We start from the raw sequence: 16,229 nt of genomic DNA, 5'->3' as shown, positions 1-16,229 counted from the left end.
GCGGCGCCGCGCCGCTTGCCGGTTCAGGGCCGTTCGTACCTCGTCCGGACTCCCCGGGACCTCCGGCCCCTGGGACGAGCTGCTCGCCCCCGCGCAGGGGGCCGTGCGGGTGGTCGCCCAGTTACCGCGCGCTTGCGCAGCTCAGGCCAGTGGGCGAGGTGCTGCCGGGGCGCGGGCTCAGCGTGACTCGTAGGCCCGGAGCACGTGTGCCTGTGTGGCCACCTTGGCCAGCGCCTGCGCCCAGCGTTCCGCGTGGTCGCGGATGTCGGTCGAGTACACCGGCAGGCGCAGAGCGCGCTCCAGGTAGCGCAGCGAGCCGGGGAACTGCTCTGTGCGGTAGTGCCGGTAGCCGCGGTCCGTGCCGGCGTGCGGGGTGAAGGTCCGGGAGTGCCAGCTGGGGTCTGTGAAGACGGGCGTGCAGTGCAGTGGTGCTGAGCGCGGCTTTGACAGCGGCACCCCTTCCGCGACCGCCGCGCGCACGAACAACTCGGCGGATAGGCCGCCGAGTTCCTCGGGGACGTACAGCGGCTGGTAGCTGTAGTAGCCGAGCTCGTCCATGTAGGGCTCGCGGACCGGTGGGCAAAGGCCGGGGATGCCGGTCAGCAACTGGTCCAGGAGGTCGTAGTTCGCCTTCCGGATGCGCAGTGTCTCGGGGAGTGCTCGCAGCGAGCCTCGGGCCAGGGCGGCGCCGACCGGGTGCATGCGCAGGTTGTGGCCGAACCCGGTGCTTGCGAAGCGGGCGTACTCGTCGCTGGTCACGGCTTGTTCGGCGCGGTCGAGGAAGTGCCCCAGCATCACGGCGCGTTCGTACACCCGCTGGTCGTTGGTGAGCAGAATGCCACCCGTCCCGGCGCTCACCGTCTTCTTCGCCTGCAGGCTGAATGCGGCCGCGTCGCCGAACGAGCCCACGTGCTTCCCGGCGCAGATCGCGCCATGCGCCTGCGAGCAGTCCTCGACGAGGGCGAGTTGGTGCCGGCGTGCGAACGCCGTCAGCGCGGGCATGTCGGCGGGCACGCCGTTGAGGTGGGTGACGACGATGGCCCTGGTGCGGGGGGTCAGGTGCCTTTCCAGGTCGGCCGGGTCGAGGTTCCCGGTCCGCTCGTCCACGTCGGCGAGGACGGGTACGGCGTTCACGGCGAACAACGGCATCACGGTGGCGAGGAACGTGTAGGTGGGTGCGAGCACCTCGTCGCCGGGTTCGAGGCCTATCCCGAAGAACGCGGAGTACAACGCGGACGTACCGGAGTTGACGGCGAGTGCGTGTCGTGCTCCGACCAGCTGGCCGAACTCGCTTTCCAGTTCGCGTACCTGGCCTTCGTCGCCGACGTAGGCGCCCTCGCCCCGGCGGAGCATTGCCGTGACGAGGGCCAGGTCCTCCTCCGTGGGCGGCCTCGGCTGCGGGTCCGGCAGCCTGCTTGTCGTGGGTTCGCCGCCGAGTAGCGCCAGTGTGGTGGTGTGCGGGGGCGGCATCACTGTCTCCTGGCGGGTGCGAGGGGGTCGGTTCCGTCCGAAGCCGGCGGTTCGGAGGAGGGAGCTGCCGGGGTCCTTCCGGCGGTCCGGCGTGCTGCCGGAGCGGCCGGGTGCGCGCCGAGCAGTTCGGTGAGTGCGGCCTGTGCCGAGGCGGTGCGGACCGTGCGCACGTCACGGGCCGCGAGGCGGGCCAGCAGCGGCCGGTTGACGGCGGCGACATTGCGGTGGCTGCGCGCGGTCCACACCAGCAGCCCCAGGGCGCTGCCAAGGGTCTCCCGGTTGTCGTTCCACAGCGCCGTCCGGGTGAGCAGACGGCGCAACGTGCGGCGTGTCACCCGCCACAGGGCCACGCCCAGCGGGACGTCCAGCCAGATGACGGTGTCGGCTCGCGAGGCCAGCACCGGGTGCGCGTCGTGGTATTGCCCGTCGATTATCCACGTCTCCCTTGCCGCCAGTTCGGTCACCGCGGCGTGGAATCCATCGCTGTCGGCGCGGGTCCATCCCTGGTGCCAGAAGTACGCGTCCAGTTCGTGGTGGGGGCAGGCGAGTCCCTCGGCGAGCCGTCGGCCTAGTGTGGTCTTGCCCGCGCCGGGCGGCCCGAGCAGCCAGATCCGCTGGGGCGCCGAGGCGCATCCGGGCAGGTCCGTGTCCTCGGGGTCGCGGGTCATGCCGTCGTCTCCTGGTCCGCGTACGGGCGGGCGGCCGGCGGGCGCTCCAGCAGGCGGAGCAGCATGTGCTCGCACTCCTGAGTGGTCAGGTCCTCCGTGACGTCGAAGAGGTGTCCACCGCCGCCGTACTCGACCACCGGGTTGTCGCCGAGCGCCGACAGTGCGCGCTCGTCCGCGCCGGTGGCCAGCAGCCTCATGCCCAGCGTCGTGTGGGCGAGGGGCATCGGCGTCCAGTCGTCGGTGAAGTACCTCTGGATGGTGAACATCGCTTCGACCGGTCCGGGAGACAGGTGGACGCCGTTGAGTCGCGTGCAAACCTTCCATTCGGTGAACGTGGCGCGGTCCTGGTAGAGCATGTGCTTGACCGAGCCGGGCTGTGCCTGGGCCGGGTCGGTCGCGCCGATCACTTCGCGTCGCACCAGGTCGGTGGGCCGGTGCGTCGTGCAGGTCAGGACGGCGACCGCGCCGCCGGGCTGCTGGAAGTGGGCCAGCTGCAGGGGGTGGAAGGCGTTGAGTACCACGAACCTCTCGCCGTCCAGCAGGAGTTCCGTCGTGTAGACCCCGGCCGCGGCCTTGGCGACCGGCAGGTTGCGGGCGAACGCGTCCAGGGCCGTCGCCGTCAGGTCGGGGCGCTGCGCGAGCAGTTGGTGGCCGCCGAGGATGCGGGTCCGTACGGTGTCCGAGTGCTCGGTGGTGTCCTGGGTGTACCGCTGGGCGAGCCGGTGCCGGGCGTTGGGCGGTAGGGCGTCGAGGCCTTGGGTGGAGACTCGGTTGAGAACGGCGTAGTGGTGCTCCACCATGCACCGCGCAGTGAGTTCGGCCGCGCCGACCACTCGGACGGCGCCCAGCTGCAGGCCGCCGGCGGCCAGCCGGTCCAGTACCCGGCCCAGCAGTCCGCCGCCGTCCGAGGCGTCTGTGGAGGCCTCCGCGAGCAGTTCCGGTTTCAGCATCAGCAGGAACTGGCTGCCGTCGTCCGGGCCCGGCGGAGTGTAGTGGCGGACCCAGCCGGCCCCTGCGGCGGCGGGGCCGTCCGTGGTGACGGCGGCGACCGCCGCGAGGAGGTCGGTGGCGAGCGAATGGTGTGCTGTCACCACATCGTCACCCCGGTGACGATGATTTCGCGGGTCAGTTCGGCGGTGTCGGCCAGCGCGTCGTCCACGGTCTTGCGGACGAGGTCTTCCTCGGCCGGGTCCTGCGAGAGCCCGTGGACCCGGACCACCACCTCGTCGGGCCGGTTGAGCGGGGCTTCCTTGGAGGTGAAGATGTGTGTCTCGACCGGCTTGCCGAGCAGGTCGTGCAGCCGGACCGCGAGCTGCCTCGCCAGGACGCCGTACAGCTTGCCCGTGTGGTCGAGCGGGTTCTTGCCGGCCGGTGCCTCGATGCTCATCGATCGCATCGGTGTGATCAGCCCCGTCACGCGGTTGCCCCGGCCTACCGCGCCGACGTCGCCGGTGTCCGCGACCGAACCCAGTGCGGTGAGGTAGGGCAGGCCGTTGCGGTCCGTGGGGTTGACCGTGAGCGTCGGCGCGATGCCCACGCTCCGGGTGAGCAGGGCGAGGATCTCGGCCTGGCAGGCCTTCTTGCGCTCCAGGTAGTGGGCGAAGGAGGTGATGTGGCCTGCGAGGAAGGGCATGTTCACCACGAAGTTGAACGCCTCGCCGCTGCGGCTGCCGAACACCTTGACGTCCCAGCCGGTGTCCGCGTTGCGGCCCTTGAAGTCGGGCCCGTTGATGAACCGCTCCACGTCCAGCACCGCCTGTTCCAGCCGGCTGAAGGGCGCGTACGCGTGCAGGAGGTTGGTGTCGTTGGAGACCAGGCCGGGGTCGCCGATGGCGATCAGGTCGTCCGCGGACTGCGGGCGGTAGCGGGAGTTGCGGCGCCCCGCGCCCTGGTGGTCCACGATCCGGCAGTCGATGACGAGGTGGCGGTCGGCGTCGAAGCCGGTGCTCACCGCGTCGAGGACCTCGGCGGCGGCCTGTCGCAGGATCTGTTCCAGGGGGATGGGCTGGTCGCCGCACCGGTAGGCGCCCTTGCCGGCGAAGAGCACGGTGTACGGGTTGGTCAGCTCGCCTCGGCCGTACTCCAGGTGGGCCTCTCCGCCGAAGATCATCACCTTGTCGAACCAGTGGTGTGCCACCCGGCCGAAGTGTTCCAGGCAGTACTGGGAGTACAGCTGGGAGGCGCGCTCCGCGATGGCGTCACACATCGTGTCGGGGTGCCCGATGCCCTTGCGCTCTACAAGCTCGTAGGGCAGCTCCTCGATCTGCTGGGCGTGGTCGGCATACACCGAGACGCTGTGCGGAGTAGTGGCTGCGGACATGGCTGCTCCTCATTCGGGTGGGCCGAACGGCCCTGTTCAGGGTCGGGGGACGGATCGGTGCGGGGGTGCTCGGCGGATGGACCTGCTCGACCGTGGGGTGCCGCGTGCGGTGCGTGGGGGGCGTGTCACGGACCGGGCCGGGGCCGTGTCGGGTGTCGGGAGGCGGGCGGTCCTCAGCTCCAGAGGCTTTTCAGGCGCCGGGCTCCGGCGGTCAGGCCGGTGAAGGACTGGGCCAGCTCGAAGCCTGGTACGTCGGTGGCGAGGGCCCGCCATGTCTCTTCCGTCTCGGCGGGCGAGGGACGCGGGAAGTGGGGCAGCAGGAAGTCGGCCTGCTTGACCACTTGGACGGGCAGTTCACTCCGCAGGCGCTGCGCCGTCTGAGCAGGGGTCAGTTCCCGTAGTGCGGTGTCTCCGGCGTCGGGGGCGAAGCGGGGGAACACCAGTGCTGTGAGCGGTGCCGACAGGCGGACGGCGGGTGTGCCCAGCAGGCTCGCCAGTTCCGAGGGCAGCAGCATGACCGGGTCGGTTCCTGCGGCCGGTTCCTGCGGCCGGTTCCTGCGGGCCGGGTGGGCGGATCGCTCGGGCGGCAAGATCCCCAGAGCGGTGAAGGTGTCGGATCGTACGGAGACCGACCGGGGCCAGCCGTGCCCGGTCCATCCGTCGTGGGATCGGGTGACGCTGAGGTCGTCGTTGCCGACGAAGGCGGCGCCGGCGCGCATGGCCGCCATGACGGTGGAGGTCTTCCCCGCGCGCTTGGGCCCGATCACGGCGATGCCGCGGTCGGCTTTGCCGGCGCCCGGCGCGCTCGCCGCCATCCCGGCGTGCAGGAACAGCTCCTGCGCCCGCGTGGCCCGTTGCAGGCGCAGCAGGATTCTCGCGTACCGGGCGGCGAGGTGTGTGGCGAACTCGAGGGTGCAGGCGGGGTCGAGGATCAGGCGGCGTCGCTCGTGGTCCACTGCGAGCGTGGCCGTGGGCTCCGTGGGGGTGGTGATCGTCACGTGTTCGAGTCCGCCTGTGTCCGTCCTTGCGTCGGTCGTGTGCTGGATCGACCAGGTGTCTCCCGGCTGATCCAACAGGCCCGGGTCCGAAGAGACGACGAACGGCGCCAGCCGGGTCGCCGCGCCGCTCACGAGGCGCGCGGGTCCCGTCAGGTGCACCTGTGCGCCGGGGACGGACAGGTGGACCGCAGTATGCTCGCCGGCCCGGCCCGGACTGCGCACGGCTGTCATGGCGTGCTCGCGCCGACGAGGCGCCGGATCACCGGGGCCAGCAGACGGCGGGCGCGGTGGGCCCCGTCGAGGGTCCAGTGGACGTACCAGTCGAGGTGCTGGGGGGCGGTGTACGCCATGCGGTGCAGCCGTTCGGGTGTGGGCACGAAGTACAGCTCCAGGAGCGGGGTGAGGACCGCGGCCTCACGGTCCTCCAGTGGCTGCCCGCCGGCGATGTCCGCGACCACGGTGGCGGCGCGGTCCGGATCGATGTCCAGGCTGCCGCGGGCCACACGGCCGAGGAACAGCGCCGCCTTCGCCAGGTCGTACGCACGGGGTCGTAGCTGGACGGCGTCCCAGTCCAGGAGCGCGCGCAGTGTGCCCTCCTGGTCGAAGACCAGGTTGGAGCCGGCGATCTCGCCGTGTGTGAGGACGGCGGGCAGGGTGTCGTATCCGGCGCCGTCCAGCTCGGCGAGGGCCCGCTGGTGGACAGTGCGCCAGGTGGACAGGGCGTTCGCCCGCTCCGGCGCCGTGAGCACGTGCGCGAGCGCACGGTCGAGGTGGTTCCAGGGTTCCTCGCCAGCGGCGCGCCAGAACGCGGTCTCGTCGCCGGGGCACGTCGGGGCGTGCCCGAATGCCGTCACCGGCAGCCGGTGCAGTGTGTTCAGCGCCTGTGCGGTCTGCGCGAGGTGGCCGGGTGAGTCGGGGGCGAAGGGCCGTCCCTGCTGGTAGGGGCGGAGCTGCCACTGCCGGCCGTGGCGGTGCACCGTCGGGGCGCCGTCGGGGGTCGGCACGGGCAGCGGGACGGGGAGCCCGGCCCCGGCGGCCAGTTCGCCGGCCGCCGTCTGGAAGTCGAGCCAGGCGGTGGTGGCGGGCTGGCCGAGCGCCTTGAGAATGAAGACACCCTGGTCGGTGTGCAGCCGCCAGAGGTCGTTGAGGCTTTCGCGGTACAGCCGCTCGGCGTGGGAGGCGTGAAGGCCCCAGCCGGTGAGGAGGACTGTCGGGCCGGGGGCGCCGGGGGCGCATGGCTGCCAGCCGGTCTTGTCCGCAGGCCCGGCCATGGCGGGCACCGGGCCGGAGGCGGCCGGGTGCCCGGCCGTGACCTCGGCGGTCACGCCGAGTCCTTCGCCTGGACGAGGTCGGTGACGGCCGCCACGGAGGCGAAGTTCTCGAACGACAGCTCGTCGTCCTCGAAGGTGATGGCGAAGGCGTCCTCCAGGTTGAGGGTGAGTTCCACGCTGAGGAGCGAGTCGAGCCCGTGGTCGACGAGCGGTTCGTCGTCGCCGAACGTCACAGCGGTGCCCAGCAGCCGCTCCAGCTCGGTGCGGATGATGTCCTGCACGATCTTCCGGTCCATGTCAGGCCGTCCTCACGAGAGAGTGGTTGTTCAACGAAGCGGTGAAGAGCAGTGGTGCGTGGACGTCGCCGGGCTCCGTCTGCACGGCGGTGACGAAGGCGCGGAAGCCGGCGAGTGCCTGCGGCTCGGACATGCCCTCGCGGGGGCTCTTGAAGAGGAAGGCGCAGACCGGGTCGACCACGCCGGCGAGTTCGCGGTCGGCCGCGGCCTTCGCCACCCGCACGGCGTTGGCGATCACGGCCGCCGCGTTCGGGCTGTCCTCGACCTCCAGCCGCACTTCCATGGCGACGGGCGCGCCGATGATGTTCTCGGCCTCGATACGCAGGAAGCACACCTTGCGGTCGCCGAGGTGCTTCACATAGCCGTTGGGTCCGGCGGCCACATCGGTCGCGTCGATCCCCGCGTTGGTGAGGGCGCGGCGCTTGGAGGCCTGCTTGCTGGCCGACCGCACGGGGTCCGAGAGGTTGAGGAAGTCGGTGTTGCCGCCGACGTTGAGCTGGTAGGTGTCCTTGACCGTGAGTCCGCGGCCGATGAGCAGGTCGAGCAGCGCGGTGTGCAGGGTGGTCGCCCCGAGGTGGCTGCGCAGGTCGTCGCCGAGCAGGGGGACGCCGCTGTCCTCGAAGAGGGCGGCGAGGTCGGCGTCGTTGGCGACCGCCTCCGGCGTCGCGTTGACGAACGCCGTGCCGGCCGCGGCGCACGCACGCGCATAGGCCCGCACGGCGTGGGTGGCCCCTGTGGGCAGGAAGCACACCAGTACGTCGGCGGCCGTCCTGCGCAGTTCGGCGGTGACGTCCTCAACCGTGGTCGTCCGCGCGGCCGGTGCGACGTCGACGACGTCAGCCAGTCGTCCGGCGATGCCGTCCAGTGCCGGTCCGGGACGGACCAGCACGCCGGTGTCGGGCACCTGGACGTGCTGGACGGCCACGGTGGGGTGCTGGCGCAGGGCGTCGGCGAGGTCCCGTCCGATCTTGTTCGCATCCGCCTCGAAGGCCGCCACGAAGGTCAGGTCGGACAGGTGGTAACCCCCGATCCGGTCGTACATCACGCCCGGCTGTCCCTCACCACAGGTGAGGGCGGAGGCGGCCACCGCCTGGACGAAGCTCGACGCGCACGAGCCGGCGCCGGCGAGCGCGACCTTGACGTTGCGTTTGGTCATCAGACACCTCACGATCAGTGCGAAAGCAGAGTTCTTTGGGATTTCCGCCGGTGTTCGGGGCGTTGTCGGTCAGCCCGTCGTGCCGGTCGTCGTGCCGGGTGCGGTCACAGGGGGATCGGGCGGGGTTGGCGGCGCTCGAAGACGTGCCATTCGCGGTAGCCGAGTGCCCGCAGGCGCCGGCGGACTTCCTGGAACCGGTCCCCGACGCGTTCAGGATCGTGGGCGTCGGAGCCGAAGGTCAGCGGTATGTCGTGTTCCCGCAACCGCCGGAGCAAACGGTCGCTCGGATACCAGCCGCCGCACCGCTTGGTGTCTCCGGAAGTGTTGACCTCCACCACGACACCGGATTCGGCAATGGCCTCGATCATGCGTTCCTCGGCCGGCGTCTCGATCTCGTCCAAGCGGGGGTAGTTGCCCCGTAGGGCGTCGATGTGGCCGAGGATGTCGAACATGCCCGACCGGGCCGAGGCCGCGACGAGGTCGCAGTACCGCTCCTTCTCCGCGAGCAGAGATTCCTCGGTGACGTCGGCCCATCGGTCCAGGTGGAAGATGTCCGTGTCGCCTACGACGTGCACGGAGCCGATGATGTAGTCGAGGTCGAGGCCCGCGTACGTCTGCGCATAGAGCCGCGCGTGTTCCGGGAAGAAGTCCGATTCCACCCCGATGAGCAGCCGGATGCGGCCGCGGTACTCCTCGCGCAGCCGGGCCGCTTCGGCCAGGTATGCCCCGAACTCCGACCTGGCCATCGCCACCCACGGCTTGTGGTGGTCCGCTTCCTGGGCGAAGAAGGGCGAGTGGTCGGAGAACCCCAGGGTGTCCAAGCCGGCGGCGAGCGCCGCCTCGACGTAGTCCCGCAGTTCTCCGCGGGCGTGACCGCAACGGCGGTGATGGGTGTGCAGGTCGAAGATCAACGCACTCGCCTCACATCGCCGTGTAGCCGGCGTCGACCATCAGGTTCTCGCCGGTGATGTAACTGGCCTCGTCCGAGAGGAGGAAGGCCACGGCGGACGCGATCTCCTCGGGGTCCGCGGTGCGGCCCAGCATGTGCCGGCCGCCGATCTCCGGGTCCGCGTCCGCCTCGGCGCGGTCCATCCCGAGTTGCTCGCGGTGGAAGCGTTCGTTGTTCTTGTTCCAGACCGTGCCGGGGTTGACCGCGTTCACGCGGATGCCGTCCGGTGCCAGGTCCATCGCCATGCAGCGGGTCATGTTGGCCACCGCCGCCTTGGTCGCGTTGTACGTCAGGTATCCCGGTTGCGCGATGTGCCCGGATATCGAGGCGATGTTGACGACGGACCCCGCGCCGCGTGCCCGCATGTGCGGTGCCGCGTGCTTCACGCACAGCGCCTGGCCCATGATGTTGACGTCCATGATCCGACGCCATTCCTCGACGGTGGCCTCCAGGCCGCGCATGATGAACACTGCGGCGCAGTTCACCAGCTGGTCGAGGCCGCCGAAATGCTCGACCGTTTTTTCGGTCATGCTTCGGACCGATTCCTCGTCGGACACGTCGGTGTGGACGAAAAGGGCGGCAGGTCGGCCCGCGATCTCGTCGGCTTCCTGGGCGGCCGACTTTCCGAATTCCGCATGGCAGTCGGCGATCACCACGTTTCCGCCTTCGTGGACAACCCTGTCGACCACCGCGCGCCCGATTCCCTGCGCGCCGCCGGTGACGATAACAGTCTTTCCCGCGAGCCCTCGCATTCTTCACTCCCAAGTACGGTGCCTGAGCGGCGCGATGGACAGCCCCGGTCTCGGGGCATGTACGGCGAGGCGACTGCCGGACAACACCGCGCTTCTTATGGCGAGCAGCCTGTCACAGGGGGTGCAGGACACAAAAGTAGCGAAATCTCGTGACGCCCTGCGGCGTGTGCCGCTCCGTATCGCCGACTACAATCGACCGCACCGCAGATCAAACGCAAAGCGTCCGCTGCGATGTCCTCATCCCGTCACACCAGGTCGAAGACCACGGCCCTTCGGCAGAAGGCGCGCAGACCATCAAAGCCTTTTCAGCCAACAATGCGAGGGACTTCCATGGAAATATCCCGGCTGATTCCCGCCCGGTCCGCCGCGGCGTCGGAGCCCGGTGCCCGGCCGACCGGGGCGAGCCAGACGGCCCGTGACCGCCTGGTGTACCGGGACGTCTGGGCCCGAGAGGGAATTCGTCCGCCCTCCGACACGGCGCGCGCGATGATCGACGCGCTGGCCCCCTCGGCCGACGGGCCGCGGCCTCACCTGGCGGACCTCGGGTGCGGTGCGGGCCGGCATGCTCTGCACGCCGCCCGCCAGGGCCTGCGGGTGACCGCGATCGACCACAGCGCCCACGCTGTCGCCGCGCTCCAAGGCGCGGTCGACGAGGAGCGGATCGACTGCTGCGACGTCATCCAGGGTGACGCGTTCGCCTGGCTGCGCGAGCTGACGCCGTCGACACTCGACGCCGTCGTCTGCTTCGACTCGGTCCATCACAGCAGTGCCGACCCCGAGCGCGTCGAGGAGACGGTCGCGCTGCTCGCCAGCCGGACCCGAGCGGGCGGTTCGGTGCTGGTCACTCTCCTGTGCGACATCACGTACTCCACCGGGGAACGCCCGCCGGGCCGGTTGCTCGTCGGCGAGGAGGACGGCGCCGCCCTGCTGGACCGGGCGCTCGGCGGTCATCGGCTGCTCACCGACCGGCGCAAGCCGGTGCGAGTGGCCCGGACCACGAGCATCTCGCCGTCGACGGGCCGGCCGGTGCCGGCCAGTTACGGTGCAACGCGCGTCCTGCGCCAGTACCAGATCGTCTGAGCCGCCCCCCATGGTCGTCGCCGCAGCCAAGTCTTTGCCTGCCGTGCGTTTCGCGGCGTTCGATCTCGACGGGACGTTGCTCGACGCGCGTGGCCGGTTACGGCCACAGCTGGCCGACCGCCTCGCCGAACTCGCCGCGAGCGGCCTGGCTCCGCTGGTGGTCAGCGGCCGGGCTGTCCGTTCCTTCCGCGAGCTCGCGCTGGCCCGTCTTCCGTCGTCCGTGCTCGCGGACGAGGTTCTGCTCGGGGACGGCGCCGTGGTGTTGCGGCGGTCGACCGGCCGGGTCACGGCATTGCGGTGGCTGCCGGCGGGCGTCGTACGCACCCTTGTCGACGCCGGCGCGCGTGACCTCGTGGCCGAGACCGGCGGTGAACTCGTCGCCTCGTCCCGGCGCGCGGCCCTGCTGTACACGCGCATGTACGCGCTGGGCCGCTCCGTCGTCACGGTGGACCCCCAGCCGGCCCACGCCCTGGGGGAGGTGACGGCGATCACGGTGTTCGACGCGCCTGAGGACCTCGCCCGGCTGCTCGCGGTGCGGCATGACACCGACCGCATCGGTCCGTTCGCCGCGTTGCTGATCCGTCCGCGTGGGACGTGCAAGGCGTCCGGGCTCGCGGCCCATCTCGCAAACCGGGCGGGGCGTCCGGGTCTGGACGCGGTGACCGCCTTCGGTGACGCGTTCAACGACGCCTGCCTGCTGGCCTCGTGCCGGTTGGGGGTGGCGGTGGAGGGGGCGGACGAGGTCTGCGCCCGCTGTGCTCATGTCTGCCTCGACCAGCCTCTCGCCGACTTCCTGTCCGGCTTCGGCCCCGACAGCGCGGCCCGCCTGTCGCAGGCCGCCGTCTCCCGTGGCGTCTCCCGTCGACGTGATGTCACGCCGTGCTCGGGGGCTCACCGCAGGCCGGCGCCGAAGAGCACGCACCCCCCGTATCAGGACCCACGACCCGGACGTCCCTGAGGACGACGCCCGGCGTCCCGGGACATGTCCCACGGGGCGTGGTCGTCAGGTTTTTGAAGGAAAGGAACTCGAAAGTGCACGAGAGAACAGCGCATGAAGCACACGCCGAGCCCGCTGAAGCGGAACTCGTCCTGCGGCCCACGGTGCGGGTGCTGCTGCTCGACGAGGCCGACCGTCTGCTGCTCTTCTCCAGCCAGGACGAGAGCGACGGGCACACGTTCTGGTATCCGGTCGGCGGCGGCGTGGAGGACGGTGAGACCTACGAGCAGGCCGGAACGCGCGAGGTCGCGGAGGAGACCGGGCTGACCGGGCTCGTTCCCAGGACGGAGGTGTGGCGGCGGCGCAAGACCGGGTCGATGGGAGGCGTCGCCTACCTCTTCCATGAGCGCTACTACCTGGCCCGCGTCCCCGCCTTCGACATCAGCACCGACGGCTTCACCGAGAACGAACGCACCTCCATCGTCGGGCACCACTGGTGGTCGCTGGACGAACTCGCCTCGACGGCGGACCGGTTGATCCCCGACGACTTGCACCCGAGGCTCGTCGACCTGCTCACCGACGGCGCGCCCGCCGAGCCGATCGACCTGGCCCCATGACCGATCGGACCCGAACCGTACAGAAAGGAATGGTGTGATCACTCCACAGGACATCCGGCGCTCGATGATCAAGATGGTCGCGCAGGCCGAAAGCGCGCACATCGGCGGGAATCTCTCGGCGGTGGAGATCGTGCACACCCTCTACTCGAGGGTGCTCAACGTCGACCCCGCCCGGCCCGACTGGGAGGGCCGGGACCGGTTCGTGTGCAAGGGCACCGCGTCGGCGGTTCTTTACACCGTCCTCGCCGACCGGGGGTTCTTCCCCTCCGAGCGGCTGGCCGCCTACAAGGCCGACGGCGGCCTGTTCCCGGTCACGGAACGCTCGGAACTGCTGCCGGGCGTCGAGGCTTCCACCACGTCCATGGGACGCAGCCTCTCCCTGGGTATCGGCATGGCGCTGGCGGCGCAGTCGATGGACCGCCCGTACCAGGTGTATGTCCTGGCCGGTGACGGTGAGTGCCAGGAAGGCCAGGTGTGGGAGGCGGCGACGCTGGCCCCCGCGCTGGGACTGGACAATCTCACGCTGATCGTCGATCACAACGGCTTCCAGGCGTTCTCGTCGTCCGAGGCACTGATGCCCCGCTCCGGCGCTTCCGGGCGTTTCGCGGCCTTCGGCTGGGACGCCCACGACGTCGACGGACACGACTGCGACGCGCTCGCGGACGTCCTGCTGCGGCCCAGGCAGGGCCCTCGCTGCGTGGTCGCTCACACGGTCAAGGGGAAGGGACTGACATTCATGGAGAACGACGTGTCCTGGCACGGCCGGAGGATCACCAGGCCCGAACTCGCGCAGGCCCTGCGGGAGCTGCGGTGAGCGCCCCGGTCATGCCCGCTGCCGGCTCCACGGCAGTGGCGGCAGAGGCGGCGGAGCCGTCGCGTCCCGCGGCCGGCTTTGTGGAGGAGGAGGGTGTCAGCAAGCTGTTCGGGCGTTTCATCACCGACCGGGCCGCGGTGGACGAGGACCTGTACTACATCACCGCGGACAGCATGTCCGAGTCGGATCCCTTCCCCCAGCGGTATCCGGACCGCTTCGTCAACGTGGGGATGGCCGAGCAGAACGCCGTGTCCATCGGCTCCGGACTGGCCCAGTCCGGCAAGAACGTCTACCTGTCGAACATCAGCACGTTCCTGCTGTACAGGCCGTTCGACCAGATCCGGTTGGACGCGGCCCACGCGAACGCGCGGTTGCGGCTGATCGGCACCAGCGCCGGCTTCAGCCGGGCGATGTACGGCAACGCCCACATCTCCATCGAGGACATCGCGGTCCTGCGTGCCCTGCCCAACATGACCGTGGTCGCGCCGGGCGATCGCACCGAACTCCTCGATCTGCTGGCCGAGATCGACCAGTTGCCGGGGCCCGCCTACATCCGCCTGCCGATGGAGAGCACGGTGCTGCCCGTCCTGCATCCGCAGGGCACCCGCATCCGGCTCGGCCGCTCCGCGGTGCTGCGTGAGGGCGATCTCGGCACCCTGATCGCCACCGGTCACGTTCTGGAGCAGGCGGTCGCCTGGGTCGACGAGTGGCGCCGCAAGGGCTTTGCCGTACGGCTGGTCAGCATGCCCTCCATCAAGCCGCTGGACACGGCGCGGGTGGAGGAACTCGTCGCGGAGGGGCGCCCCATCGCCACGTTCGAGGAGCATTCGGTGATCGGGGGCCTGGGCAGCGCGGTCGCCGAGACGGTCGCGGAAGCGGGAGGCGGTGTGCCCTTCCGCCGCATCGGGCTGCCCGATCGCTACCCCGGCCGCCCCGGGAGCGCGGACTACCTCAAGCAGGTCCTCCACGTTCCCGGTTCCGAGCATGTGCTGGCCTGGTTCCTGTCCGCGTCGCGCGCCCGGCGGCCGAGCCCCGTGAAGGCCGCCGCTCTGGTCGACGATCTCTGCTACGACGGGGCAGTGTACGACCAGCGCTATGCCGACTACGCCGATGACGTGCCGTTCTGGCGCGATCTCGCCCGCCGGCACGGTCCCGATGTCCTCGAACTGGCTACCGGCACCGGCCGGATCAGCATTCCGCTGGCAAAGGACGGACACGACGTCACGGGAATCGACGTCGCCCCTGCCATGCTGCGCGAGGCCGAGCGCAAGCGGAACCCCGGGCTGCCCCTGAAGCTGCACGAAGCCGACATGCGCGACTTCGACCTGGGACGGCGTTTCCGCCTGGTCCTGCTGCCGTGCGACTCGATCAGTCACCTGCTGAACGACAGCGACATCGCCGCCTGTTTGGCACGGGTGCGCGAACACCTCGCCGACGACGGCGTCTTCGCCCTCGACATGGTGAACCCGGCAGCCACTCTGACGGCCGAGGCGGACGGCCGGTGGCGCCCCGCCTTCCAGTACCGCGACCCGCGCAGTGGCCAGGCCGTCGAGGTGAGCCGGGCCCGGCAATACGATCCGGTCAGCCAGGTCCTGGTGGACGAGATGGAGTACCGCCGGGACGGCGTCGAACACGTCGAGCGGGTGACCAGGCACAGCCGGATGCTCACCCTGGAGCAGGCCGAGCGGCTTTTGGCCAAGGGCGGGTTCACCGTGACTCAGCGGTACGGGGGTTTCGCCGGCGAGCCGTGGACCGCCACCTCGCGGCACCTGGTTCTCGTGTGCGCCAAGAGCAAGGAGGAGAGCCGATGACCAGTGCGCAGGCGGACGCCTTCCGGAGGGACGGATTCGTCCGTGTCCCCGGCCTGTTCTCCCCCGCCGAGGTGGCGCCGGCCCTGGCCGCCCTCGAGGAGCTCAGGACCACCGTCCTGGCCGGTCCCGAGAAGCATGCCGTGCGCTACAGTTCGCGCCCGCCGGGCCCGATCGACGTGTGGGGTGTCAGCAACATCATGACTCCCGAGCTGTACGACGACCGGCTCGCCGAGGTTCTCGCCCATCCGGGCCTGCTGGGCTTCGTGCAGGAGGTGCTGGGCCCGCGTCTGCGGTTCTGGACGGCGCACGCGCTGTGGTCACCCGAGATGGTGGACTACGAGCTGAGCTGGCACAAGGACAACGAGGAGCACGAGTACCACGAGGCGTCGGGCCGGCCCACCCATGTCCAGTTCAACGTCTGCCTCACCGCGGACGACGCCTTTCGTGTGGTGCCCGGTTCGCACCGCAGGCCTCTCACCGACGCCGAGCGCGAGGAGATCGGCCGTCTGGGCAGCGGAGAGCTGCCGGGAGAGGTGCTGGTGCCGTGCGAAGCGGGCGACGTCCTCTTCTTCAACCACCACGCGGTACACCGGGGTTCCTGCGAGAACGGCGGCCCCCGCCGGACTCTCCACATGAACCTCCAGGCCGCGGACGAGCCGGTGGGCGGCCAGACCTCGTGGAAATTCATGCGCGAGCCCGGCTATCTCGAAACGGTCCATCCGACGCTGCGTGAAATGATGCGCCGCACCATCGAGTGGGACGACGCGCACCCCATCTCCCGCGCCGAGGCAATGCGCCGGCTGAGGTCCAAGCGGGATATTCTGGCGCGCGACGCGAAGGGCGCTCGGTAAGTCGCGTATTCCGGTCCGCGTGTCACGAACTTGCGTGACTGGAATGGTCCGGCGCCGTCCTGATATTTTCTTCCTGTGCCCCGGAATTACCGTCACTCGAACTGTCACGTGGATGCTGTTCCGGTGAACTCCGGAACGACATCTTTGTCCGGGGATTCCTTCACAACAAAGGAGTAGGCATATGGAGAATGTTTCTTTCGAGACCGTCGAAATCGACTCTCTCACGGACGAGGAGCTCG

At 70.2% G+C, this 16,229-nt stretch carries 16 protein-coding genes; 6 read left to right on the top strand and 10 right to left on the bottom strand.

Annotation, left to right across the window (positions count from 1 at the left end; translation table 11 throughout):
• Positions 1–177 precede the first annotated feature (177 nt).
• The 10 genes from IEZ11_RS02745 to IEZ11_RS02700 form a co-directional block, all read right to left on the bottom strand.
• Complete coding sequence (locus IEZ11_RS02745; protein WP_189260888.1) at positions 178–1,470, bottom strand: DegT/DnrJ/EryC1/StrS family aminotransferase; 1,293 nt, start codon at positions 1,468–1,470, stop codon at positions 178–180.
• The gene (locus IEZ11_RS02740; protein WP_189260887.1) at positions 1,470–2,138 is read right to left on the bottom strand and encodes a P-loop NTPase family protein; all 669 of its coding nucleotides are present in this window, start codon (positions 2,136–2,138) and stop codon (positions 1,470–1,472) included. The genes IEZ11_RS02745 and IEZ11_RS02740 overlap by 1 nt, the downstream gene beginning before the upstream one ends.
• A complete protein-coding gene (locus IEZ11_RS02735; RefSeq protein ID WP_189260886.1) occupies positions 2,135–3,229 on the bottom strand; it encodes a nucleoside-diphosphate kinase in 1,095 nt (364 codons plus the stop codon). The genes IEZ11_RS02740 and IEZ11_RS02735 overlap by 4 nt, the downstream gene beginning before the upstream one ends.
• Positions 3,226–4,458 (bottom strand): methionine adenosyltransferase, encoded by a 1,233-nt coding sequence (locus tag IEZ11_RS02730; RefSeq protein ID WP_189260885.1) that lies wholly within the window; start codon positions 4,456–4,458, stop codon positions 3,226–3,228. Before IEZ11_RS02730 ends, IEZ11_RS02735 begins: the two co-directional genes overlap by 4 nt.
• Positions 4,459–4,631: 173 nt before the next feature.
• Complete coding sequence (locus tag IEZ11_RS02725) at positions 4,632–5,456, bottom strand: hypothetical protein (protein WP_189260884.1); 825 nt, start codon at positions 5,454–5,456, stop codon at positions 4,632–4,634.
• Positions 5,457–5,683: 227 nt separating this feature from the next.
• Positions 5,684–6,781 carry a phosphotransferase gene (locus IEZ11_RS02720; protein ID WP_189260883.1) on the bottom strand — a complete coding sequence of 366 codons (1,098 nt, stop codon included), beginning with the start codon at positions 6,779–6,781 and terminating at the stop codon, positions 5,684–5,686.
• A complete protein-coding gene (locus IEZ11_RS02715; protein ID WP_189260882.1) occupies positions 6,778–7,023 on the bottom strand; it encodes a phosphopantetheine-binding protein in 246 nt (81 codons plus the stop codon). Before IEZ11_RS02715 ends, IEZ11_RS02720 begins: the two co-directional genes overlap by 4 nt.
• Position 7,024: 1 nt before the next feature.
• A complete protein-coding gene (locus tag IEZ11_RS02710; protein ID WP_189260881.1) occupies positions 7,025–8,179 on the bottom strand; it encodes an inositol-3-phosphate synthase in 1,155 nt (384 codons plus the stop codon).
• Positions 8,180–8,283: 104 nt separating this feature from the next.
• On the bottom strand, positions 8,284–9,090 hold the full coding sequence (locus tag IEZ11_RS02705; protein ID WP_189260880.1) for a histidinol-phosphatase: 807 nt from the start codon (positions 9,088–9,090) through the stop codon (positions 8,284–8,286).
• A 10-nt stretch (positions 9,091–9,100) separates the two neighbouring features.
• Positions 9,101–9,880 carry an SDR family NAD(P)-dependent oxidoreductase gene (locus tag IEZ11_RS02700; RefSeq protein ID WP_189260879.1) on the bottom strand — a complete coding sequence of 260 codons (780 nt, stop codon included), beginning with the start codon at positions 9,878–9,880 and terminating at the stop codon, positions 9,101–9,103.
• A 330-nt stretch (positions 9,881–10,210) separates the two neighbouring features.
• Between IEZ11_RS02700 and IEZ11_RS02695 the strand changes: the two genes are divergently transcribed.
• From IEZ11_RS02695 to IEZ11_RS02670, 6 genes are all read left to right on the top strand, one after another.
• Entirely contained in the window at positions 10,211–10,960 is a 750-nt protein-coding gene (locus IEZ11_RS02695; protein WP_229712778.1) for a class I SAM-dependent methyltransferase, read from the top strand.
• 10 nt (positions 10,961–10,970) lie between these two features.
• The gene (locus IEZ11_RS02690) at positions 10,971–11,918 is read left to right on the top strand and encodes an HAD family hydrolase (RefSeq protein WP_189260878.1); all 948 of its coding nucleotides are present in this window, start codon (positions 10,971–10,973) and stop codon (positions 11,916–11,918) included.
• Positions 11,919–11,992: 74 nt separating this feature from the next.
• On the top strand, positions 11,993–12,514 hold the full coding sequence (locus tag IEZ11_RS02685; protein ID WP_189260877.1) for an NUDIX hydrolase: 522 nt from the start codon (positions 11,993–11,995) through the stop codon (positions 12,512–12,514).
• 34 nt (positions 12,515–12,548) lie between these two features.
• A complete protein-coding gene (locus tag IEZ11_RS02680; RefSeq protein WP_189260876.1) occupies positions 12,549–13,328 on the top strand; it encodes a transketolase in 780 nt (259 codons plus the stop codon).
• Positions 13,325–15,139: a transketolase C-terminal domain-containing protein gene (locus tag IEZ11_RS02675; protein ID WP_189260875.1), complete on the top strand. Its 1,815-nt coding sequence runs from the start codon at positions 13,325–13,327 to the stop codon at positions 15,137–15,139. Before IEZ11_RS02680 ends, IEZ11_RS02675 begins: the two co-directional genes overlap by 4 nt.
• Positions 15,136–15,990 carry a phytanoyl-CoA dioxygenase family protein gene (locus IEZ11_RS02670; RefSeq protein ID WP_189260874.1) on the top strand — a complete coding sequence of 285 codons (855 nt, stop codon included), beginning with the start codon at positions 15,136–15,138 and terminating at the stop codon, positions 15,988–15,990. Before IEZ11_RS02675 ends, IEZ11_RS02670 begins: the two co-directional genes overlap by 4 nt.
• The last annotated feature ends 239 nt before the right edge of the window (positions 15,991–16,229 follow it).

It is taken from the genome of Streptomyces fuscichromogenes (assembly GCF_014645815.1).
Taxonomy (GTDB): Bacteria; Actinomycetota; Actinomycetes; order Streptomycetales; family Streptomycetaceae; genus Streptomyces; species Streptomyces fuscichromogenes.
Note: the sequence above shows the minus strand (reverse complement) of the source record. Positions and strands in the feature narration are given on the sequence as shown.

Excerpts from the sequence above, each read along its gene's own strand:
- IEZ11_RS02745 (WP_189260888.1), bottom strand. The coding sequence starts at position 1,470 with ATGCCGCCCCCGCACACCACCACACTGGCGCTACTCGGCGGCGAACCC.
- IEZ11_RS02740 (WP_189260887.1), bottom strand. The coding sequence starts at position 2,138 with ATGACCCGCGACCCCGAGGACACGGACCTGCCCGGATGCGCCTCGGCG.
- IEZ11_RS02730 (WP_189260885.1), bottom strand. The coding sequence starts at position 4,458 with ATGTCCGCAGCCACTACTCCGCACAGCGTCTCGGTGTATGCCGACCAC.
- IEZ11_RS02715 (WP_189260882.1), bottom strand. The coding sequence starts at position 7,023 with ATGGACCGGAAGATCGTGCAGGACATCATCCGCACCGAGCTGGAGCGG.
- IEZ11_RS02710 (WP_189260881.1), bottom strand. The coding sequence starts at position 8,179 with ATGACCAAACGCAACGTCAAGGTCGCGCTCGCCGGCGCCGGCTCGTGC.
- IEZ11_RS02700 (WP_189260879.1), bottom strand. The coding sequence starts at position 9,880 with ATGCGAGGGCTCGCGGGAAAGACTGTTATCGTCACCGGCGGCGCGCAG.
- IEZ11_RS02695 (WP_229712778.1), top strand. The coding sequence starts at position 10,211 with ATGGAAATATCCCGGCTGATTCCCGCCCGGTCCGCCGCGGCGTCGGAG.
- IEZ11_RS02690 (WP_189260878.1), top strand. The coding sequence starts at position 10,971 with ATGGTCGTCGCCGCAGCCAAGTCTTTGCCTGCCGTGCGTTTCGCGGCG.
- IEZ11_RS02670 (WP_189260874.1), top strand. The coding sequence starts at position 15,136 with ATGACCAGTGCGCAGGCGGACGCCTTCCGGAGGGACGGATTCGTCCGT.